The following is a 20,566-nucleotide window of genomic DNA, read 5'->3' as shown; positions in this document are numbered from 1 at the left end:
CCATCGCCTCCAACTTGTCAGAACTACCCTCCGACCCCTCTCGCAGAGGCCCTGGCGACACGCCGCCCCTGCAACAACCCCCGCTCTGGCGCCAGCTGCAACTGACGGCGGCGGCGCTGGCGTCGATCCGCGCCGGCACGTCGGGCTCCGTGGCCTTCGAGGCCGTCGAGCCCGCGCTGCGGCCCGGCGTGCAATCGCTCGGCTTCCAGGTGCTGCGCTGGCTCGGCCGCGCCGAGGCGCTGCGCCGCCACCTGGCCAAGCGCACGCCGCCGCCCCTGCCCGATGCGCTGCTGTGCACCGCGTTGGCACTCGCCTGGAATGCGGAGCACGCTCCCTACGAGCCGTTCACCCTGGTCGACCAGGCCGTCGAGGCCGCCAAGCGCAATCCCGCCACGCGGGCGCAGGCCAGCTTCATCAACGCCTGCCTGCGGCGCTTCCTGCGCGAACGCGACGAGCTCGTGGCCGCCACCGACTCGGAACCCGTCGCGCAGTGGAACCACCCGCGCTGGTGGATCGAGCGCCTCAAGCGCGACCATCCGCGCGATTGGCAGCGGGTGCTGGCCGCCGACAACGCGCAGGCGCCGATGACGTTGCGGGTCAATGTCCTCAGGACGACAGCGGCCTCCTACCTGACCGAACTCGAAACCGCCGGCCTGGCCGCGACGCGCGTGGGCCCGAGCGGCCTGCAACTGGCGCGCGCCCGGCCCGTGCAGCAGCTGCCCGGTTTTGCCGACGGTGCCTGCTCGGTGCAGGACGCGGCCGCGCAGATGGCCGCACCGCTGCTGCTCGAGGGCCTGCTGCCGGAGAAAGCGCAGCCCCTGCGCGTGCTCGACGCCTGCGCCGCCCCCGGAGGCAAGACCGCGCATCTGCTCGAAATGGCGGGCACCGGCGCCATCGAGGTCACCGCCCTGGAAGTCGATGCCGCCCGCAGCCGCCGCATCGACGACACCCTGGCCCGCCTCGGGCTTCAGGCCAAGGTGCTCGTCGCCGACGCCGCCCGGACCGACCAGTGGTGGGACGGCACGCCTTTCGACGCCATCCTGCTCGACGCGCCGTGCACGGCGTCCGGCATCGTGAGGCGCCATCCCGACGTGCGCTGGCTGCGCCGCGAGAGCGACACGGCCCAGCTCGCCGCCCAGCAGGCCACGCTCCTGGCCGCCCTGTGGCCGCTGGTGCGGCCCGGCGGGCGACTTCTTTACTGCACTTGCTCCGTGTTTCGCGAAGAGGGCTCGCAACAAATTGATGCGTTTCTTGTACACAACACCAACGCACGATTGCTGCCGTCGCCGGGCCATTTGCTGCCCCAAAGCGGGTCGAATGCTCGTGGCGTCCCGGACAATGCCTCTGGTGACCACGACGGCTTTTTCTACGCCCTGCTTGAAAAGCGTCCTCGTTGAGCGACGGCGCTGGCTGTTCCTGTCGCTGCCCGTCCTGCTCTGGTTCTGGGCGATCTGCATGTCCCTCCTGCCGGCTGCGGCCTTCGCCCAGGGGCGCAGCGGCGCCACCATCACCCAGATGCGGCTGGAGCAGGCCGACGATGGCGTCTACTTCAGCGCCGCCGTGCAGTTCGAGCTGCCCTCGCTGGTCGAGGAGGTGCTCGACAAGGGCATCGCCATCTATTTCGTGGCCGAGGCCGAGCTCTTCCAGGAGCGCTGGTACTGGACCGACCGCAAGGTCGCGCAGGTCACGCGCCACATGCGGCTGGCCTACCAGCCGCTCACGCGCCGCTGGCGGCTCAACGTGTCGGCGGCGCCCATGACCGGTGCAGCAGGCCTGGGCATCTCGCTGAACCAGAACTTCGACACCCTCGGCGACGCGCTCGACGCCATCAAGCGCGTCGGCCGCCTGCGCATGGGCGACCTGGCCGAGATCGGCGACGACCCGCAGCACCAGGTCACCTTCCGCTTCAGGCTCGACACCTCGCAGCTGCCGCGTCCGTTCCAGATCGGCGTGGTCGGCCAGGCCGACTGGAACATCGCCGTCGAGCGCACGGCCAAGCTTCCGCTGGAGAAGCAGAAGTGAGCACTCCGGCGCGCAGCGGCACGGCGGCCTCGTCCGCCGCGAGCCGCGCGCGGGCCAGGCGCTGGGCCATCGGCGTCGGCGCCGCGCTGGTCACCGCAATCGGTCTCGTGCTGATGTTCCTGCTGGCGCAGGCCACCAACAACCGCGCGCTGTACGAGCGCTACTACGTGCGCCTCTTCGGCATCAACGTCGTGGTGGCGGTGCTGTTGGTGCTGGTGATCGGCTGGGTCGCCTTTCGCCTGCTGCGGCGGCTGCGGCAGGGCAAGTTCGGCAGCCGGCTGCTCATCAAGCTGGCGGCCATCTTCGCGCTGGTGGGGGTGGTGCCGGGGGCGCTGGTCTACGTGGTGTCTTACCAGTTCGTCGCGCGCTCGATCGAGAGCTGGTTCGACGTCAAGGTGGAAGGCGCGCTCGATGCCGGCCTGAACCTCGGACGGGCCACGCTCGATTCGCTGTCCGATGACCTTGCCGTCAAGACGCGCAGCGCCAGCGCGCAACTGGCGCAGGTGCCCGACGCGAGCGCCGGCCTGGTGCTCGAGCGCATCCGCGACCAGCTCGAGGCCAGCGACGTGATCCTCTGGACCGGCTCCGGGCAGCTCGTGGCCAGCGCCGGCACCTCGCGGTTCCAGCTCAACCCCGACCGGCCGACACAGCAGCAGTTTCGGCAGGTGCGTCCCGAGCGTGCCGTCGCGCACGTCGAGGGGCTGGACGAAACCACCGCGCCGGGCGCGACCCCGCCGGCAGCGAGCGTGCGTGCGCTCGCGATGGTGCAGCGGCCCGGCTTCGACTTCGATACCGCGCCGCGTTACCTGCAGGTCACGCGGCCACTGCCGCCGGCCGTGGTCGCCAACGCGCTGGCCGTGCAGGAGGCCAACCGTGAATACCAGGAACGGGCGCTGGCGCGCGAAGGGCTGCGGCGCATGTACATCGGCACGCTCACGCTGAGCCTGTTCCTCGCCGTGTTCGGCGCGGTGCTGCTGGCCGTGCTCTTCGGCAACCAGCTCGCGCGGCCGCTGCTCGTGCTGGCCGAAGGCGTGCGGCAGGTGGCGGCCGGCGACCTGCGGCCCACGGCTGTGCTGCAGGGCAAGGACGAGCTGGGCGGCCTCACGCGCTCCTTCGCCGTCATGACGCAGCAGCTGGCCGATGCCCGCGGCGCGGTCGAGAAGACCATGGGCCAGCTCGACGCGGCGCGCGCCAACCTGCAGACCATCCTCGACAACCTGACCTCGGGTGTGATCGTGCTCGATGCCAAGGGCACCGTGCTGTCCACCAACCCGGGCGCGACCCGCGTGCTGCGCGCGCCGCTCGCGGCCTACGAGGGCCGGCCGCTCATCGAGGTCCCGGGGCTGGGCGAATTCGGCGCCAAGGTGCAGCAGCAGTTCGAGGACTTTCTCGTCGAGCGCATGCAGCACGGCCTCGACCACTGGCAGCACGCTTTCGAGCTGCATGCCTCCGGTGCCGATCTGCCGCAGCAGGACGGCGCCATCAACATCGTCGCGCGCGGCGCGGAGCTGCCAGGCGCCGCGCGGCTGCTGGTGTTCGACGACATCTCCGAGATCGTCTCGGCCCAGCGCGCGCAGGCCTGGGGCGAGGTCGCGCGGCGGCTCGCGCACGAGATCAAGAACCCGCTCACGCCGATCCAGCTCTCGGCCGAACGGCTCGAGATGAAGCTCTCGGGCAAGGTCCAGCCGCCCGAGCAGGCCGTGCTCGTGAAGTCGGTGAAGACCATCGTCGACCAGGTCGACGCGATGAAGCGGCTGGTGAACGAATTCCGCGACTACGCGCGCCTGCCCGCAGCCGACCTCAAGCCGGTCGACCTGAACGCCCTGCTGACCGACGTGCTGCAGCTCTACAGCGCTGAGAACCTGCCGATCACGCTGCGCTCCGAGCTCGACGAGCGCTGCCCGCCCATCAGGGGCGACGCGCAGCAGATCCGCCAGGTCATACACAACCTGTTGCAAAACGCGCAGGACGCTGCGGAAGCCGCTGCGAGCGGAACGGGCAAGGCGGGCGAGGTCACCATCCGGACGCGGCTGGGCGACTCGGGGCAGCGCGTGCGCCTGACCGTGCAGGACAGTGGCCCGGGCTTCGCCGAGAACATCCTCAAGCGCGCGTTCGAGCCCTACGTCACCACGAAAACAAAAGGTACAGGTTTGGGACTCGCCGTCGTCAAGAAGATCGCCGACGAGCACGGCGCGCGCATCGAGCTTTCGAACCGCGTCGTCGATGGGGCTGTAGCAGGGGCACAAGTCTCGCTATCATTCGCGCTGGCAAGCGAGCCGCGGGCAGCGGCCGCTCACACCGAAGATTCGTCGAAGTCTTCCGCCGCCTGAGCCGCACGAATGTCCGTCGCACAGGCGATGGATGGGCCAGAGGACTCAACATACCATTGCGGACACCAGCGCACACAACAAGCAGCACTCATGGCAAACATTCTCGTGGTCGATGACGAGCTGGGCATCCGGGACCTGCTCTTCGAAATTCTCAATGACGAGGGCCACAACGTGGAACTCGCGGAGAACGCGGCCGAAGCGCGCGCTGCGCGCCAGCGCGCACGACCCGATCTCGTGCTGCTCGACATCTGGATGCCCGATACCGACGGCGTCACGCTGCTCAAGGAGTGGTCCACCGCCGGCCTCCTGAGCATGCCCGTCATCATGATGAGCGGGCACGCCACCATCGACACGGCGGTCGACGCCACGCGCATCGGCGCATTCGCCTTTCTCGAAAAGCCCATCACCATGCAGAAGCTGCTCAAGGCGGTGGAGCAGGGGCTGGCCCGCGAGAGCGCGCGCCGCGCGGCGGCAGGCGTGGTGCCCGCGCCGATCACCGGCAGCCAGGCCACCGCCATCACGACCACCGGCGACAGCCTGCTGATGGCCTCGCTGGCTTCCGTGCCCGTGGCCGACACCGGCCCGCAGTCGACCCAGAGTTTCGACCTCGACCGCCCGCTGCGCGACGCGCGCGACGGCTTCGAGAAGGCGTACTTCGAGTTCCACCTGGCGATGGAGAACGGCTCCATGACCCGCGTCGCCGAGAAAACCGGCCTCGAACGCACCCATCTTTACAGAAAGCTCAAACAACTTGGCGTTGATCTTTCAAGAGGGCGCAGAAGCGCTGTATAATCTGAGGCTGCACACAGCAACGGCCCGGTAGCTCAGTTGGTAGAGCAGCGGATTGAAAATCCGCGTGTCGGTGGTTCGATTCCGCCCCAGGCCACCAATCCAAGCCCCTGATTCTTCACGGAATCAGGGGCTTTTCAGTTTGTGATGCTTCGGCAGCGCGGCCAGATCGCCAGATGTTCGCCCGCGCGGGCTTTTCTTCAACTAACTGTTGGCGAAGATGTCCCCATACCCCTGGAAGACCCAGCGATCTCCGCTTTGCGTACAGATCCCGGTGAATTCGTTGTTGACCCCGCGCGACCAGAAGTGGAGCCCGAGTCGCCCGCGATACAAGATGATCTGTGCCAGATCGGCATCGATCTCACCGAGCCGGGCGACCATCTCGTCGATCTGCGGCAGCACAGCCTCCAGTATTGGCATGACCTCGCGTTCAAGCGTCTCCTGATCGACGGCATACACCTGGATCGTGAGCTCGTCCGCTGTACCGCGGTACAGATCGCAATCGAACTGCACGCGGCCTTCATCGTCTCGATGGTCGTCCGCCTGGTGGAAGCCTTGAAGTCGCAGTTCGGCGAGATAGTCCATCGGCGGTTGCAGGGTTCGTTCATGAAACCGCTGACGGAGCGGTGGATGCGGGAGCATATCCAAGGGCTGGAGCTTTCGCCGGAGCCGATCCATATCTAGGTCGAACAACTCTCCCGCAGAACCTCACGCAGAGAGCTGATCGTGCCGTCCGCAACGTCGATGCGCCGATGCAGAGCCTCGTTGATCAGCCGGACCAGCGCGCCGAGTTCGGAGCGCGTCGGGCAGAGCTCTTCGCAGTCGGTCACCTGCAACGGCGCGATGAGCTTTTCGAGGCACGCGTATGCGCTGTGCACGTCGCGGATGCTGGTGATGTCGTCGCCTGCCTGCAGCGCGAGTGCTTCGGGGCCGTCTTGAGGGAATGACTTCGACGACGCGCCGGAGGGCGCAGCGGGTTCTTCGTTGGAATGAGGGAGCGAGGATGTGCGCGTGAATGCGCGAGCGGATCTAGCCATGAATGGCCTCCAAGAGCTTCGGTTTGCAAAAGCCGACGCACTCGCTGCTAAACGGGGGCGGCGGCTCGAACGGGTTAGCAGACCGGGAAGCTCTTGCGAGAACCGGCAGGGCGCGAGCCCTCCCATCCGAGCCGCCAAAAAGGAGGCGCGAACGACAAAGCCGCAGATCCTGCGGAAGAACCTGCGGCGTGCGTCGCAGAGCTTCGTCGGGCTGCTAAACCCGGTCACGCTTTTTTTGACGTGACGAAGGCAGTATAGCCAGCGGGCTTTTCGCAGCCGCCCATCGAGGTAGCGTGACATTTAGGAACGTTCTTCACCGTCCCGATGTGCGCCACACCGCGCAGTCAGGCGTTGGAAGCGCATCAGGGCAGCTTCTTGCCCTTCAGGAGATGAAAGAAATGGCTTTCCCCAAATCCACGCTCAAGCTGGTCGCCGCAGGTTTCCTCGCCGCCGGCGCCTTGTTCGCCGCCGCATCCGCCAACGCGGGCACGAGCTGGTCTGTTGGCATCAACGTACCCGGCGTGGTCGTGACCGAGCCCGCACCGGTTTACTACGAGCCGGCACCCGTGTACTCGCGGCCGGCACCGACCTACTACCAGCCGGCCCCGGTGTATTCCGCTCCGGCGCCTGTCTATTACGAGTCCGGACCCAGCTGGGAAGAGCGTCGTGCGCAGCGCTGGGAAGAGCGCCGCGAGTGGCGCCGCCGCCAGTGGGAGCGCGAGCAGCATCGCCGCTACTACGAAGACCGCTATTGAGATCGAGCGAATGCGCAGCCGCTGACGCGGCAGTGCACCTCAGTCGAGCACCAGCTGCGTCTGCGTGACGACAGCGCACAGCTTGCCGTCCGCGTTGGTCACCGAGGTCTGCCACACCTGGGTCGTGCGTCCGCGATGCAGCGCCACGCTGGTGCCGGTGACCGTGGTGCCCACGCGCGCTCCGGCGATGAACTTGGTGCTCGAATCGGTCGTCGTCGTTCGCTTGCCTTCGGGCAGGTTGACGATGGTGCCGACCGCGCCCAGCGTGTCCGCGAAGGCCATGTAGGCGCCGCCGTGGAGGATGCCGCCGGCGGTGCACAGGTCGGGCCGCACTTCCATTAGCGCGACCACGCGCTCGGGCGCCAGCTCGGTGAGCCGCACGCCCATGAGGCCGGGGAAGATGGTGTCCAGCAGCTTCTGCATCGCGGCGATGTCTGGCATGAATGTCTCCTTGCTTGTATCTAGGACCGAAGGCTCAGCCGGTGGTAGTAGCGCGCCGCAGCGCCGCGCGGGCCAGCAGACGTGTCGAGTCCAGCGTGGGCAGTGATGAGTTGCCGTCGTTCAGCACCAGCGGCAGTTCGGTGCAGCCCAGCACGACGGCATCGCAGCCGCGCGCCTTCAGCCCGTCGATCATTCGTCGCAGCACGTCGGTGGACTCCGGCTTCATCACGCCGCGCACCAGCTCGTCCATGATGATGCGGCCCATCTCCGAACGCTCCTCGGCGCTTGGCCGCACGGCTTCGAGTCCGGCTGCCGACAGCGCCTGCGGATAGACCTCGCTGTTCACCAGCCAGTGCGTGCCCAGCACGCCCACGCTGCGGAAGCCCCGCGACACCGCCTCGGCCGCAACCACCTCGGCGATGTGCAGCCACGGCCTCGGCAAGTGCGGAAGCACCAGGTGCATCGCCTGGTGGATGGTGTTGTCGGGGCAGATAAGAAAGTCGGCGCCGGCTGCGGCGAGCTTGCCCGCCGACGACAGCATCAGCTGCGCGACGCCGCCCAGGTCGCCGCGGTCCAGGCAATCCACGTACGCCGCGAGCGAATGCGTGTGCATCGAGACCTCGGGGTGTGCATGGGCCTGGCCCATGTGGCTGGCGCCTTCGACGCACAGCGTGCGATAGCAGAGCGCAGCGCCTTCGGCCGAGCAGCCGACGATGCCGATGTGAAGTGGCATGAAGCAGGTCTCCGTCTGGGAAATCAGCAGACGATGTTCTCACGCCCTGCGCGACACCGCCACGCCCGCATGGCGGTCGAGCCGCAGCATCATCAGCGTCGCGATGGCCATCAGCAGGCCGACCACGTACCAGGCGTGGTGGAAGTCGACCAACTCCACGGCCGCCGCGCCGCGCAGCGCCTGCGATGCGCCGAGCACCATCGCGCCCAGCGCCACGCCGAGCGCGAGCGACACCTGCTGCAGCATGGTGCCGAGCGTGCTGGCGCCCGCGCGGGTCTCGTCGGGCACGTCGGCAAAAGCCAGCGTGTTGATGGCGGTGAAGTTCATCGAACGCGCCATGCCCGCCACGAAGAGCAGCACGCACATCCACGGCAGCGGGTCGCCGGGCGACAGCAGCGCGCAGCCGAACAGCGTGGCGGCGCAGATCGCGCCGTTCACCGTCAGCACGCGGCGAAAGCCGAAGCGCCGCAGCACCGCGGTGGTGGCGCTCTTCATCACGAGGTTGCCGGCCATGTAGACCAGCAGCATTGAGCCGGCCTGGAAGGCGCTCATGCCGAAGCCGATCTGGAACATCAGCGGCAGCAGGAAGGGCGATGCGTTGATCGCGACGCGCGAGATGAAGCCGGCCGTCGCGGTGGCCAGCGCATAGGTCGGCACCGCCAGCGCGCGAAGGTCAAGCAGCGGCGCCGCCACGCGCCGCGCGTGGCGCACCGCGGCGATCGTGGCTGTCACGCCTGCGGCCAGCAGGCCGAGCGTGGCGGCCGAGCCCGGCTGTGGCCCGCCCAGCCGCGTGAGGCCCTCGACCAGCGCGGCCAGCGCGATGGCGGTGAGCACGAAGCCGGTGGCGTCGAAGCGCACCGGCGCCGTGTCGGCCCGGCGCGGAAAGAGCCGCATGATCAGCCACAGGCCGGCGAGGCCCAGCGGCACGTTCAGCAGGAAGATCCAGTGCCACGAGGCATGCGTGGCGATCAGCCCGCCCAGCGGCGGCCCGATCACCGGCGCGATGAGCCCCGGCCAGGTGATGGTGCCGATGGCCTCGATCAGCCGGTGCTTCGGCGTCTCGCGCAGCACCACCAGCCGGCCCACCGGCGACATGAAGGCGGCGGCCGCGCCCTGCAGCACGCGCGCCGCGACGAAGAACTCGAAGCTCGGCGCAAGCCCGCAGGCGAGCGAGGCGAGGGTGAAGGTGCCGACCGCCAGCGCGAACACACGCCGCGCGCCGAAGCGCCCCGCGCACCAGCCGGCGGCAGGCACCAGCGCCGCCATCGCGATCAGGTAGACCGTCACGCCCAGGCTCGCGTCCAGCGCGCCGATGCCGAAGGCCGCCCCGATGGCCGGTAGCGCCGTAACGATGACGGTGGCGTCCAGCGTCTCCATGAAGAAGGCGGCCGCCACGGTGAGCGCGATGCGCCTGGAGGCGCTTTCCGTGGCCGCGGCGGACGGGGCGTTGTCGTTCATGCGCCGAGTCTGACACCGCCGGGTGTTTAGGGTTTACCCGGAGTCAACGATCCGGAAGGTCGGACGGGGCCGGTCGGCGGCATCCGGATCGTCGGCGGGGCGCCTCGCGCCGCGTGAAGAAAAGCCCCGTGAAATCAAGGACTTAGGGCGCGCCCCAACCCTTGCCGGCCGTGGCATGTCGATTGCTGAATCACCGGCCGGCCGTGCGCCTCCGTCGTGGGGCCCGGTCACGAACCTGGAGACAAACCAATGAGCACCCCCATGGAACACCAGACCGCCCCCAAACCTTTTTACAAATCCCTGTACTTCCAGGTCATCACGGCCATCGTGCTCGGGGTGCTCCTGGGCCACTTCTATCCCGACACCGGCGCTTCGATGAAGCCGCTGGGCGACGGCTTCATCAAGCTGATCAAGATGATCATCGCGCCGATCATCTTCTGCACGGTGGTGGTGGGCATCGCCGGCATGGAGGACATGAAGAAGGTCGGCAAGACCGGCGGCATGGCGCTGCTGTATTTCGAGATCGTCAGCAGCATCGCGCTCATCGTGGGCCTGGTGCTGGTGAACGTGCTCAAGCCCGGCGCGGGCATGAACGTCGACGTGAGCCTGCTCGACACCAAGAGCATCGCGGCCTACACCGGCCCGGGCAAGATGCAGAGCACCACCGACTTCCTGCTCAACATCATTCCCAACACCGTGGTCGACGCCTTCGCCAAGGGCGAGATCCTGCAGGTGCTGCTGATCGCCGTGATGTTCGGCTTCGCGCTGCACCGTTTCGGGGGGCGCGGCACGCTGGTGTTCGACGTGATCGAGAAGGGCTCGCACGTGCTCTTCGTGATCGTCGGCTACATCATGAAGGTCGCGCCCATCGGCGCTTTCGGTGCCATGGCCTTCACCATCGGCAAGTACGGCGTGAGCTCGCTGCTGCAGCTCGGTCAGCTGATGGCGACCTTCTACGCCACCTGCCTGCTCTTCATCTTCGTGGTGCTGGGGCTCATTGCGCGCTTCCACGGCTTCAGCATCTGGAAGTTCATCAAGTACATCAAGGAAGAGCTGCTGATCGTGCTGGGCACCTCGTCCAGCGAATCGGTGCTGCCGCGCATGATGGCCAAGATGGAGAACCTGGGCGCGAAGAAGTCGGTGGTCGGCCTCGTGATTCCGACCGGCTATTCGTTCAACCTCGACGGCACCTCCATCTACCTGACGATGGCGGCGGTGTTCATCGCGCAGGCCACCAACACCGACATGACGCTGACGCAGCAGCTCACGCTGCTGGCGGTGCTGCTGCTGACCTCGAAGGGCGCGGCCGGAGTTACCGGCAGCGGCTTCATCGTGCTGGCGGCCACGCTGTCGGCGGTGGGGCACGTGCCGGTGGCGGGGCTGGCGCTCATCCTGGGCATCGACCGCTTCATGTCGGAAGCCCGCGCGCTCACCAACCTGATCGGCAATGGCGTGGCCACCCTCGTGGTCGCCAAGTGGACGGGCGACCTCGACACCGTGCGCATGAACCAGCACCTGAACCAGGAAAGCACGGCCGAGGCCGACGAGCCCGAGCGCGTGCTCGACGCCACCGAGACGCACATGCCCGCCAGCGGCGCGCGCCAGGCTTCCTGATCTTTTTTCCGCTCCCTCCGGCCCCGCCCTGGGGCCATCGGGCTGCCACTAATGCGGGCGGCCCGGCCTTGTGCAATAACGGGCCCATGAATCCAAGGGAGCCGGCCCGGCGTCTAGACCCACACTCCGACCAGGCGACGAGAGGATGGCGCGGCCTGCCCCGATGGGGCGGCGCGCTGGCCCTGGTGGCCGTGGCCGCCTTCGCGGGCTATCAGGTCGCGATGCAGACCGGCCTGGCCCGGCTGCGCGAAGCGGCCGACCACCGGCTCGACATGCTCGCCACCGGCCTGGACGCCGACCTCGCCCGCTTCGACTACCTGCCCGCGCTGCTGGAGATGACGCCCCTGGTGCCGGCCCTGCTCGGCACGCCGTCGGACATGCGGCTACGCGATTCGGTCAACCGCTACCTCGACGGCGTCAACGCCGCGGCCGGAGCGGAAATGCTCTACGTGCTCGACGCCTCCGGCACCTCGCTGGCGGCTTCCGACTGGGACAAGCCCGGCACCACCGTGGGCCAGGACCTGTCGTTCCGGCCCTACGTGATCGACGCGCTGGGGCAGGGCAGGGGCCGCTTCTACGGCGTGGGCATCACCAGCAAGAAGCCGGGCTACTACCTGTCGTATGCGCTGCGACGCGGGCAGGCCTCGCGCGGCGTGGTGGCGGTGAAGATCAACCTCGAGGAAGCCGAGCGCGCCTGGCGCAAGCTGCCGGGCGACGTGGCGCTGATCGACCAGCGCGGCGTGGTCATTCTCTCGACGCGCGAGGACATCAAGTTCAGGCCGCTGCTGCCGCTGGACGCACTGCAGCGCGCCGAGGTGCTGCGCTCGCGGCCCTACGGCGAGGCCGCGCTGCAGCCGCTGCAGTGGACGCAGAAGGAAGCGCTGGACCGCGACGTGCAGGTGGTCTCGCTCGACGGCGTCGATCAGCTCGCCTCCGCCCGCACCCTGCGCGGCGCGCCGTGGCAACTGGTGGTGCTCGACAACCTCGCGCCGCTGCATGTGGCGGCGCGCAACGCGGCCATCACCGCCGGCCTCGCGATGACGGTGCTGCTGCTGGTGGCCGTGGCGCTGTGGCAGCGGCGCCGCGCCGTGCGCCAGAAGCTTGCGAACCAGGCCGCGCTGCAGGCGGCGCACGACACGCTCGAATCGACCGTGGCCGCGCGCACCGCGCAGCTTCGCGCCGCGCAGGGCGAGCTGGTGCACGCCGGGAAGATGGCTGCGCTGGGGCAGATGTCGGCCGGCGTGGTGCACGAGCTCAACCAGCCGCTCACCGCGATGCGCACGCTCTCGGAAAGCGCGTCCATCCTGCTCGACAAGAACCGCCTCGAGGACGTGCGCGGCAACCTCGAGCGCATCCGCGGCATGGTCGACCGGCTCGCGCGGCTGACCTCGCAGCTGCGCACCTTCGCCTACAAGAGCGAGCTGCCGCTGGCGCCGGTGCTGTTGTCGCATGCGATCGCCGACGCGCAGGTGATCGTGGCCGAGGCTTCGCGCAAGCAGCGCGTCGCCATCGAGGTCGACGTGCAGCCGCCCGCGCTGAGCGTGATGGCGGAGGAGGCCGCGCTCGGCAGCGTGCTCGCCAACCTGATGCGCAACGCCATCGACGCGATGCAGGACGCGCCGGTACGCAAGCTGCGCCTGGAAGCACGGCCGAAGGAGGGCCGCGTGCTGCTGTCGGTGACCGACACCGGCCCGGGCATCCGCCCGGACATCCTGCAGCGGCTGTTCGAACCCTTCGTCACCGGCAAGGCGGCGGGGTCGGGGCTGGGACTGGGGCTCGTGATCTCGGCACAATTGGTGCGGTCCATGGACGGCACGCTGCGCGCGGCCAACCTGGACGGCGGCGGGGCATGCTTCGTCGTCGACCTGCCGGCGGCGATTGCCGTGATCCACGACAGCAGCAGCAACCCGCCGGTTGCCGACGCCCTTTCCATTGCACAACAGGAGTGATCCCCAAGTGAGCGAAGCCCCTGCCATCCGGGTGATGCTGATCGAGGACGACGAAGACGTCCGCGTCAGCACCACCCAGGTGCTGACCCTGGCCGGTTTCGAAGTCGAGTCCTTCCCGAGCGCCGAGCGCGCGCGGGCGCACATCTCGTTCGGCGTGCCGGCCGTCGTCATCAGCGACGTGCGCCTGCCGGGCCTGAGCGGCACCGAGTGGCTGCCCGAACTGCGCAATGTCGACCCCGAGCTGCCGGTGATCCTGGTCACCGGCCACGGCCACATCGCGATGGCCGTGCAGGCCATGCGCGAGGGCGCCTACGACTTCATCGAGAAGCCCTTCAGCTCCGAGCGGCTGGTGGCCATCGTTCGCCACGCCATCGAGCGGCGGCAGCTCAGCCTGCAGGTGCGCGCATTGCGCGACGCGCTGGAGAACTGGCAGGGCATCCAGTCGGTGCTGATAGGCCGTTCGGCGCAGATGCAGCAGGTGCGCCAGACGGTGAAGACGCTGGCCGAAACGTCGGCCGACGTGCTGGTCTACGGCGAGACCGGCACCGGCAAGGAGCTGGTCGCGCGCTGCCTGCACGACCACAGCGCGCGCCGGCGCCAGCATTTCGTGCCGCTGAACTGCGGCGGGCTGCCCGAGTCGCTGGCCGAGAGCGAGCTCTTCGGCCACGAGGCCGGCGCCTTCACCGGCGCGAGCCGCATGCGCGTGGGCAAGTTCGAATACGCCAGCGGCGGCACGCTCTTCCTCGACGAGATCGAGAGCATGCCTATGGCGGTGCAGATCAAGCTGCTGCGCGCGCTGCAGGAGCGCAGCATCGAGCGCATCGGCTCCAACAAGACCATTCCCTTCGACTGCCGCGTGGTGGCCGCGAGCAAGGACGACCTCAAGGCCATGAGCGACCAGCAGAAGTTCAGGGCCGACCTGTACTACCGCCTGGGCGTGGCCTTCATCGAGCTGCCGCCGCTGCGCGAGCGTCGGGAAGACATCCCGCTGCTGTTCGAGCATTTCACGCTCCAGGCCGCGACCCGCTACGACCGGCCCGCGCCGCTGCTGAGCAACGCGCAGCTGGCCGACCTGATGGCCTACGCCTGGCCCGGCAATGTGCGCGAGCTGCGCAACGTGGCCGACCGCTTCGTGCTGGGGCTCCTGGGGGAGCGCCTGACGCAGACGCATGGCAGCGCGCAGGGTGTGCCTGCTTTGCCGCGGGGTCTGCCCCAGCAGGTGGAATCGTTCGAGCGCGCGGTGATCGTCGAGGAGCTGCGGCGCCAGCGCGGCGACCAGCCCGCCACGGCCGCCGCCCTGGGCATCGCGCGGCAGACGTTGCACGACAAGGTGCGCAAGCTCGGGCTGACGGTCGACGAGTTCAAGTAGGGCTGCAGCCGCATCCTGCGGGCGGCCCGCTCTTGAGCTCAGGTCTGGAATTGGTAGCCGGTGCCTCTCACGGCATGCAGCGGCAGTGAAATGCCCGCCGCCGTCGCCTTGCGCCGCAGCCGGCTGACCACGGCATCGACGCGCTGCAGGTCGAAGTTCTCGAGATCGCCGCCGCCCAGCGCGGCTGCGAGCTGCGTCCGGTCGACGGGCTTGTTGCGCTGCTTGAACAGGCTGGTGACGATGGCGCGCTCCGACATCGTGAGGCGCAGCGCCCGGCCATCGGGGGCGTACAGGATCCAGTCGCCTTCCTTGAGCACCCAGCGCCCCGTGCCGCGCGGCGCCTCGGGTTGATGCGGCTGCAGCGCCCGGCCGGCGCTCGCCTCGGCTGCCTTGATGCGTCGGTAGATGGCTTCGATCGAGGCCGCGAGCTCCTCGGCATGCACCGGCTTCACGAAGTAGGCATCGGCGCCGCCGCGCAGGCCGCGTACCCGGTCGCTGAGGTCGCCGCGCGCGGTTGCGAAGACGATCCCGACATTGCTGGCGGAACGCAGGTGCTGGGCGATCGAAAAACCGTTCTCGTCCGGCAGTTCGATGTCGATCACTACCACGTCGCATCGATTGACCGCGTAGGCCCTGTAGAACTCCGCCGCCGTCGAGAAGCCGGAGGCCTTGAAACCCAGTTGCTCGAGGCTGTAGACCAGTGCTTCCTGAAGGTCTTCTTCGTCCTCGATCAGGTAGACGGTTATCTTTTTATCGGTATTGGAGTTCGGAATATTCATGATGCACCTCTCCTCGGTCTCGGCTGCGACGCGCTGCTGGCGCCGAAGATTCGCCGGACAATATCAACAACATGAAAAGAAATAGATGTCTTGTTTTGATCGCGGGGATGGCGCTGTGGCTGATTTCGCTTTGTTCACATGCTCTTGTGCTTCGCAGCGATCAAGGGCTGAAAGAACCCGTCTCGTTGCTCGGCCAAGAGGAAATATTCATTGATACATCCGGAAATACTTCCATCGAGGACATTATTTCAGCCCGCGGCGGCGTGGAGTTTATAGCCGGAGATACCCGCCTCGGCCGACTTCGGGCAGGCGAGATTTACTGGATCAGGTTTTCCTTGCAGCAGGAGCCCGGCACGCTTTCGCAATGGGCCATCCAGATATTCCCCAACTGGGTCGACGACGTGGAGGTCTACCGGCGCGATGCCTCCGGCAGGATTTCGGTCGAGCGGCTGGGCTGTTGATTTCCATCCAGAAGTGACCCAGTTGGCCCGGTGATTTCCATCTAAAACTGACCCACGTAGTAACCCTAACCTGCTGCTTTTAGCGGCAGGAGCACAGGAGTGATTGACGTGGCGACACTGAGTGTCATCAGACGTTGGGCATTGCGTGAGCAACTGTCCATCCGAGAGATAGCCCGGCGCACGGGCTTGTCTCGCAACACCATCCGCAAGTACCTTCGCGAGGGCGAGGCAGAGCCCAGCTACGCCAAGCGCATCAGCCCGAGCAAGCTCGACGCCTTCGCCGAGAAGCTCAGCGGCTGGCTCAAGAGCGAAGCGTCCAAGTCCCGTAAACAACGACGCACGCTCAAGCAGATGCACGCCGACCTGGCAGCGCTGGGCTATCAGGGGTCGTACAACCGCGTGGCGGCCTTCGCACGCGCGTGGCACGCGCAACGCCACGCGGTCCAGCAGACCACCGGGCGAGGCACCTTTGTGCCCCTGGCCTTCGGTCCCGGCGAGGCATTCCAGTTCGATTGGAGCGAGGACTGGGCGGTCATCGCCGGCGAGCGCACCAAGCTGCAGGTGGCGCACTTCAAGCTCAGCCACAGCCGCGCGTTCATCGTGCGCGCCTACCTGCTGCAGACCCACGAGATGCTGTTCGATGCACACAACCGGGCCTTCGAGGTGCTCGGCGGCGTGCCGCGACGGGGCATCTACGACAACATGAAGACGGCCGTGGACAAGGTGCGCCGCGGCAAGGAGCGCGATGTCAACGCGCGCTTCAGCGCCATGGTCAGTCACTACCTGTTCGAGGCCGAGTTCTGCAACCCGGCCTCGGGCTGGGAGAAGGGCCAGGTGGAGAAGAACGTGCGCGATGCGCGGCACCGGCTGTGGCAGCCCGTGCCGGCGTTTGCCACGCTGGCGCTGCTCAACGACTGGCTGGAGGAGCGCTGCAAGGCGTTGTGGGGCGAGATCATCCACGGCAAGCTGCCCGGCACGGTGGCGGATGTATGGGCGCAGGAGCGGCCCTTGCTCATGCCTGTGCCACGGCCCTTCGACGGCTTCGTGGAACACACCAAACGCGTCTCTCCGACCTGCCTGGTGCACTTCGAGCGCAACCGCTACAGCGTACCGGCCTCGTATGCGAACCGCCCTGTAAGCCTACGGGTGTACGCTGCCCGGCTGGTCGTCGCGGCCGAGGGGCAGGTGATCTGTGAGCACGAGCGGGTGTTCGAGCCGGGGCATCGCCACGGTGGTCATACCGTCTACGACTGGCGCCACTACCTGGCGGTCGTGCAGCGCAAGCCCGGGGCGCTGAGGAACGGCGCGCCCTTCAGCGACCTTCCGCAGGGCTTCCGTCGCCTGCAGGCGGTGCTGCTGAAGCAGCCAGGCGGGGACCGCGAGATGGTGGAGATCCTGGCGCTGGTGTTGCACCATGACGAGCAGGCGGTGCTGACCGCAGTCGAGCTGTCCCTGGAAGCTGGCGTGGCCAGCAAGACCCATGTGCTGAACGTGCTGCACCGGTTGCTGGACGCCAAGCCCGTGGCGCCTGCGCCGGTCACGGCGCCACAGGCGCTGCGCCTTGTGACCGAGCCGAAGGCCGACGTGCGGCGCTACGACACCCTCAGAGGCCGCGCAAGCGCTGCCAACACGATGATCACCCGGGAGGTGCGCCATGCGACATGATCCAGCGAGCGGGGCCATCGTGATCATGCTGCGTGAGCTCAAGATGCACGGCATGGCGCAGGCCGTGGCGGAGCTGGCCGAACAGGGATCGCCCGCCTTCGAGGCGGCCCAACCGATGCTCTCGCAATTGCTCAAGGCGGAGATGGCTGAGCGGGAGGTGCGTACGGTGGCCTATCAATTGAAGCTCGCGCGCTTACCCGTCTACCGCGACCTCGCAGGCTTCGACTTCGCCCACAGCGAGGTCAATGAAGCCCTGGTGCGCCAGTTGCATCGGTGTGAATTCATGGACGATGCACAGAACGTGGTCCTCGTGGGAGGACCGGGCACAGGCAAGTCCCACCTTGCTACGGCCTTGGGCGTGCAAGCCATCGAGCATCACCGTTGCCGCATACGCTTCTTCTCTACGGTCGATCTGGTCAACGCGCTGGAGCGGGAGAAGGCCAGTGACAATTCCGGGCGCATCGCGCACAGGCTGATGCATATGGACATGGTGGTGCTTGACGAATTGGGCTACCTGCCGTTCAGTGCTTCAGGTGGTGCGCTGCTGTTCCACTTGCTGTCCAAGCTCTACGAGCGCACGAGCGTGGTGATCACTACGAACCTGAGCTTCAGCGAGTGGGCCAGTGTGTTCGGCGATGCGAAGATGACCACTGCATTGCTGGATCGGCTTACGCATCGCTGCCATATCCTGGAAACTGGAAACGACAGCTTCCGGTTCAAGCACAGCACCGCGCAATCCGTTCAGCAAGTCCAACCAAAGAAGGAGAAAACCAAGAACTTATCCACATCGTGAGCCACCAGGCTCACAAAGAGGGTGGGTCAATATTCGATGGAAATGCCGGGTCAGGATTCCATGGAAATCAACAGCAGGAGCTTCCCGATCGTGCCCGGGATGATCGCCTCGGTGGACATCCACACCGGCAGCAAGTCGGTGCTCGACTACCTGATCAAGCCGCTCAACAAGGCGCGCGAAGCGCTTCGCGAGCGCTGAAGCCAAGCGACAACAGGAGGGCGACAATGGCCAGGAAGGGCACGACCAAGACGAAGGCACCGGTTCCGGCGCGCAGGCCGGCGATCACTCAGCAGGCGCTCGATGCGCTGGGCACGCGGTTCCGCGCGGCCTTTGCGCAGGGAGACTACGAGAAGGCGCGGGGCTTTGCGGCGCAGGCGTGGGAGGCCACGCACAGCCCGCAGCCGCTGGCCGACGTGGCGCTGTGCCTGCTGCGGCTCGGCCGGCCGCAGCAGGCCTACCACCTCTACCTGCGCATCGTCGGCGAACTCGGGACCGCCAATACCTGCGACGGCCTGGCCGAGGCGGCCGGGCAGCTCGGCAAGCGCGACGAGGTGCGCAGGTTCGGCTCCGAGTCGCTGCGCCTGAAGATGCTGGAGGCCGACAAGGAGCAGGCCGCCGCCACGGTGGGCCTGCCTGCGCCGCGCTGCTTCGACGAGCGCAACCGCCATCGCAACCTCATCGCCTTCAGTCTCTTCGGCGGCGACCCGCGCTACTGCGAGATGGCGGTGCTCAACGTGCGGGCCGCGCGCGAGTTCTTCCCGGCGTGGCTGTGCCGCTTCTACGTCGACGACTCGGTGCCGGCCGACGTCTGCGGCCGGCTGATGCGAGAGGGCGCCGCGGTGATCGACGTGCGCTCCATCGGCGGCCAGGACCTGCCGGGGACCATGTGGCGCTTCCTCGCGCTCGACGATCCCGCGGTCGACCGGGTGCAGTTCCGCGATGCCGATTCGCTGCTGTCCACGCGCGACCAGGCGGCGGTGCGCGCGTGGTGCGCGTCCGACCGCTGGTTCCATGTGATGCGCGACTATCACTCGCACACCGAGCTGATGCTCGCCGGCATGTGGGGCGCGTGCGCGGGCGTGCTCTGGGACATGGCGGGCGACATGCGCGCGTACCTGCGCAGCCGGCCTTTTTCGTCGCGTTATGCAGACCAGCATTTCCTGCGCCACCGGGTGTGGAAGGTCGCCCAGCGCAGCCTGCTCATGCACGACGAGTGGTTCGACCTGCCGGGCAGCCAGCCTTTTCCGCCCCACGTGCCGATGACGGTGGACGCGCGCTACGCCCACGTGGGCGCCAATATCGGCGCGCCCTCGATGCATGTGCTGCACGATGCACCCGACGGCACGCAGGTGCGCTGGACCCTGTACGACGCCGCGGGCCAGGCCGTCTGCAGCTACGACGCCGTCGTGCGCGGCAACGGCTACGAGGCCAGCATTCCGGCACCTTACGCCGCCGAGATCTCGGCCGGGCGCTGGAAAGTTGTCACGCGCTGACGCGGCGCGGCGAGGAGGGCGCCGCGGTCAGAAAGGCTCGACCGGCAGCGCGCGCTTGTGCGCGCTCTTGCGATGCGTGGCGAGGATGATGCGCCGCGCCTCGGCCGACACCGGCTTGCCTTCGAGGAAGTCGTCGATCTGCTCGTAGGTCACGCCGAAGGCGTCCTCGTCGGGCTTGCCAGGCACCAGCGATTCGAGGTCGGCCGTGGGCACCTTGTAGACCAGCGCGTCGGGCGCGCCCAGCAGCTGGGCCACGGCGCGCACGCGGCGCTTGTTGAGGCCGGTCAGCGGCGTGATGTCGGCCGCGCCGTCGCCGAACTTGGTGAAGAAGCCCATCAGCGCCTCGGCCGCATGGTCGGTGCCGATGACGATGCCGTCGTGCGCGCCCGCCACCGCGAACTGCGCGATCATGCGCTGGCGCGCCTTGATGTTGCCCAGCACGAAGTCTTCGTGCGCCGCGTCGCGGAACTTCAGGTCGCCTGCCTTCAGCGCCGCGAGCATGGCATCGGCGGCGGGGCGGATGTCCACCGTGACCGTGCGGTCGGGCTTCATCACCACGAGCGAGGCCTGCGCCTCGGCCTCGTCCTTCTGCACGCCGTAGGGCAGCCGCATCGCGATGAAGCTCGCGTCGTAGCCGGTGGCGCGCAGCTTCTCGACCGCGCGCTGCGCGAGGCAGCCGGCGGTCAGCGAATCGACGCCGCCGCTGATGCCCAGCACCAGCGTCTTCAGGCCGGTCTGCTTCAGGTAGTTCGCGAGAAAGTCGACGCGCCGCTCCAGTTCGCGGGCTGCGTCGAAGACGGGCGCGACATGCAGCGCCGCGATGATTTCGCGCTGCGTGTCGTCGACGGGAGACAGATCTGCACTCATGGGGTTTGCTC

General features: G+C 67.8%; 19 protein-coding genes, 1 tRNA gene and 1 pseudogene. 14 read left to right on the top strand and 7 right to left on the bottom strand.

The window, feature by feature from the left end; all coding sequences use genetic code 11:
• Positions 1-14 precede the first annotated feature (14 nt).
• From rsmB to ACAM57_RS28405, 5 genes are all read left to right on the top strand, one after another.
• A complete protein-coding gene (rsmB, locus tag ACAM57_RS28425; RefSeq protein WP_184642750.1) occupies positions 15-1,397 on the top strand; it encodes a 16S rRNA (cytosine(967)-C(5))-methyltransferase RsmB in 1,383 nt (460 codons plus the stop codon).
• The gene (locus tag ACAM57_RS28420; RefSeq protein ID WP_369659765.1) at positions 1,378-2,022 is read left to right on the top strand and encodes a DUF4390 domain-containing protein; all 645 of its coding nucleotides are present in this window, start codon (positions 1,378-1,380) and stop codon (positions 2,020-2,022) included. The genes rsmB and ACAM57_RS28420 overlap by 20 nt, the downstream gene beginning before the upstream one ends.
• Entirely contained in the window at positions 2,019-4,352 is a 2,334-nt protein-coding gene (locus ACAM57_RS28415; RefSeq protein ID WP_369659764.1) for an ATP-binding protein, read from the top strand. The genes ACAM57_RS28420 and ACAM57_RS28415 overlap by 4 nt, the downstream gene beginning before the upstream one ends.
• 90 nt (positions 4,353-4,442) lie before the next feature.
• Entirely contained in the window at positions 4,443-5,144 is a 702-nt protein-coding gene (locus tag ACAM57_RS28410) for a response regulator (RefSeq protein ID WP_126021684.1), read from the top strand.
• 21 nt (positions 5,145-5,165) lie between these two features.
• Positions 5,166-5,241, top strand: a tRNA-Phe gene (locus ACAM57_RS28405).
• Between the two features lie 104 nt (positions 5,242-5,345).
• Here the strand turns inward: ACAM57_RS28405 and ACAM57_RS28400 are convergent.
• Together ACAM57_RS28400 and ACAM57_RS28395 are read right to left on the bottom strand one after the other, a co-directional pair.
• Positions 5,346-5,726, bottom strand: coding sequence for a hypothetical protein (locus ACAM57_RS28400; protein WP_369659763.1), 381 nt, complete (start codon positions 5,724-5,726; stop codon positions 5,346-5,348).
• Positions 5,727-5,821: 95 nt separating this feature from the next.
• The gene (locus ACAM57_RS28395) at positions 5,822-6,178 is read right to left on the bottom strand and encodes a hypothetical protein (protein ID WP_369659762.1); all 357 of its coding nucleotides are present in this window, start codon (positions 6,176-6,178) and stop codon (positions 5,822-5,824) included.
• A gap of 398 nt (positions 6,179-6,576) precedes the next feature.
• Here ACAM57_RS28395 and ACAM57_RS28390 point away from each other — a divergent pair, with 398 nt between their 5' ends.
• On the top strand, positions 6,577-6,933 hold the full coding sequence (locus ACAM57_RS28390; RefSeq protein WP_126021626.1) for a hypothetical protein: 357 nt from the start codon (positions 6,577-6,579) through the stop codon (positions 6,931-6,933).
• Between the two features lie 39 nt (positions 6,934-6,972).
• Here ACAM57_RS28390 and ACAM57_RS28385 read toward each other — a convergent pair whose 3' ends face one another.
• The 3 genes from ACAM57_RS28385 to ACAM57_RS28375 are packed head-to-tail and all read right to left on the bottom strand — an operon-like array spanning position 6,973 to position 9,565.
• Entirely contained in the window at positions 6,973-7,374 is a 402-nt protein-coding gene (locus ACAM57_RS28385) for a PaaI family thioesterase (RefSeq protein ID WP_126021625.1), read from the bottom strand.
• Between the two features lie 34 nt (positions 7,375-7,408).
• Positions 7,409-8,107: an aspartate/glutamate racemase family protein gene (locus tag ACAM57_RS28380; RefSeq protein WP_369659761.1), complete on the bottom strand. Its 699-nt coding sequence runs from the start codon at positions 8,105-8,107 to the stop codon at positions 7,409-7,411.
• Between the two features lie 39 nt (positions 8,108-8,146).
• The gene (locus ACAM57_RS28375; RefSeq protein ID WP_369659760.1) at positions 8,147-9,565 is read right to left on the bottom strand and encodes an MFS transporter; all 1,419 of its coding nucleotides are present in this window, start codon (positions 9,563-9,565) and stop codon (positions 8,147-8,149) included.
• 261 nt (positions 9,566-9,826) lie between these two features.
• On the opposite strand from ACAM57_RS28375, the gene ACAM57_RS28370 reads away from it, so the two are divergent.
• The 3 genes from ACAM57_RS28370 to ACAM57_RS28360 all read left to right on the top strand — a co-directional run bounded on the left by ACAM57_RS28370 (position 9,827) and on the right by ACAM57_RS28360 (position 14,497).
• Positions 9,827-11,179, top strand: coding sequence for a dicarboxylate/amino acid:cation symporter (locus ACAM57_RS28370; protein WP_126021728.1), 1,353 nt, complete (start codon positions 9,827-9,829; stop codon positions 11,177-11,179).
• 86 nt (positions 11,180-11,265) lie between these two features.
• Positions 11,266-13,128, top strand: coding sequence for an ATP-binding protein (locus tag ACAM57_RS28365; protein WP_369659759.1), 1,863 nt, complete (start codon positions 11,266-11,268; stop codon positions 13,126-13,128).
• Positions 13,129-13,135: 7 nt separating this feature from the next.
• Entirely contained in the window at positions 13,136-14,497 is a 1,362-nt protein-coding gene (locus ACAM57_RS28360; RefSeq protein WP_369659758.1) for a sigma-54-dependent transcriptional regulator, read from the top strand.
• A 38-nt stretch (positions 14,498-14,535) separates the two neighbouring features.
• Here ACAM57_RS28360 and ACAM57_RS28355 read toward each other — a convergent pair whose 3' ends face one another.
• Positions 14,536-15,276, bottom strand: a complete 741-nt coding sequence (locus ACAM57_RS28355) for a response regulator transcription factor (RefSeq protein ID WP_369659757.1) — start codon at positions 15,274-15,276, stop codon at positions 14,536-14,538.
• Between the two features lie 71 nt (positions 15,277-15,347).
• On the opposite strand from ACAM57_RS28355, the gene ACAM57_RS28350 reads away from it, so the two are divergent.
• The 5 genes and pseudogenes from ACAM57_RS28350 (at position 15,348) to ACAM57_RS28330 (ending at position 19,688) form a co-directional block, all read left to right on the top strand.
• A complete protein-coding gene (locus tag ACAM57_RS28350) occupies positions 15,348-15,737 on the top strand; it encodes a 7TM-DISM domain-containing protein (RefSeq protein ID WP_369659756.1) in 390 nt (129 codons plus the stop codon).
• Between the two features lie 99 nt (positions 15,738-15,836).
• Positions 15,837-17,402 (top strand): IS21 family transposase, encoded by a 1,566-nt coding sequence (gene istA / locus ACAM57_RS28345; protein WP_369659755.1) that lies wholly within the window; start codon positions 15,837-15,839, stop codon positions 17,400-17,402.
• Positions 17,392-18,195, top strand: coding sequence for an IS21-like element helper ATPase IstB (istB, locus tag ACAM57_RS28340; RefSeq protein ID WP_369659754.1), 804 nt, complete (start codon positions 17,392-17,394; stop codon positions 18,193-18,195). Before istA ends, istB begins: the two co-directional genes overlap by 11 nt.
• A gap of 69 nt (positions 18,196-18,264) precedes the next feature.
• Positions 18,265-18,393: pseudogene (locus tag ACAM57_RS28335) on the top strand (secretion protein HlyD); the annotation flags it as partial.
• 26 nt (positions 18,394-18,419) lie between these two features.
• Positions 18,420-19,688 (top strand): tetratricopeptide repeat protein, encoded by a 1,269-nt coding sequence (locus ACAM57_RS28330; RefSeq protein ID WP_369659753.1) that lies wholly within the window; start codon positions 18,420-18,422, stop codon positions 19,686-19,688.
• Positions 19,689-19,715: 27 nt separating this feature from the next.
• On the opposite strand, the gene nadE is transcribed toward ACAM57_RS28330, so the two are convergent.
• Positions 19,716-20,555 carry an ammonia-dependent NAD(+) synthetase gene (nadE, locus tag ACAM57_RS28325; RefSeq protein WP_369659752.1) on the bottom strand — a complete coding sequence of 280 codons (840 nt, stop codon included), beginning with the start codon at positions 20,553-20,555 and terminating at the stop codon, positions 19,716-19,718.
• Positions 20,556-20,566 lie beyond the last annotated feature (11 nt).

The organism is Variovorax sp. V15 (assembly GCF_041154425.1).
In the GTDB taxonomy this organism is placed as follows: domain Bacteria; phylum Pseudomonadota; class Gammaproteobacteria; order Burkholderiales; family Burkholderiaceae_C; genus Variovorax; species Variovorax guangxiensis.
This window is presented reverse-complemented; position numbering and strand designations above follow the sequence as displayed.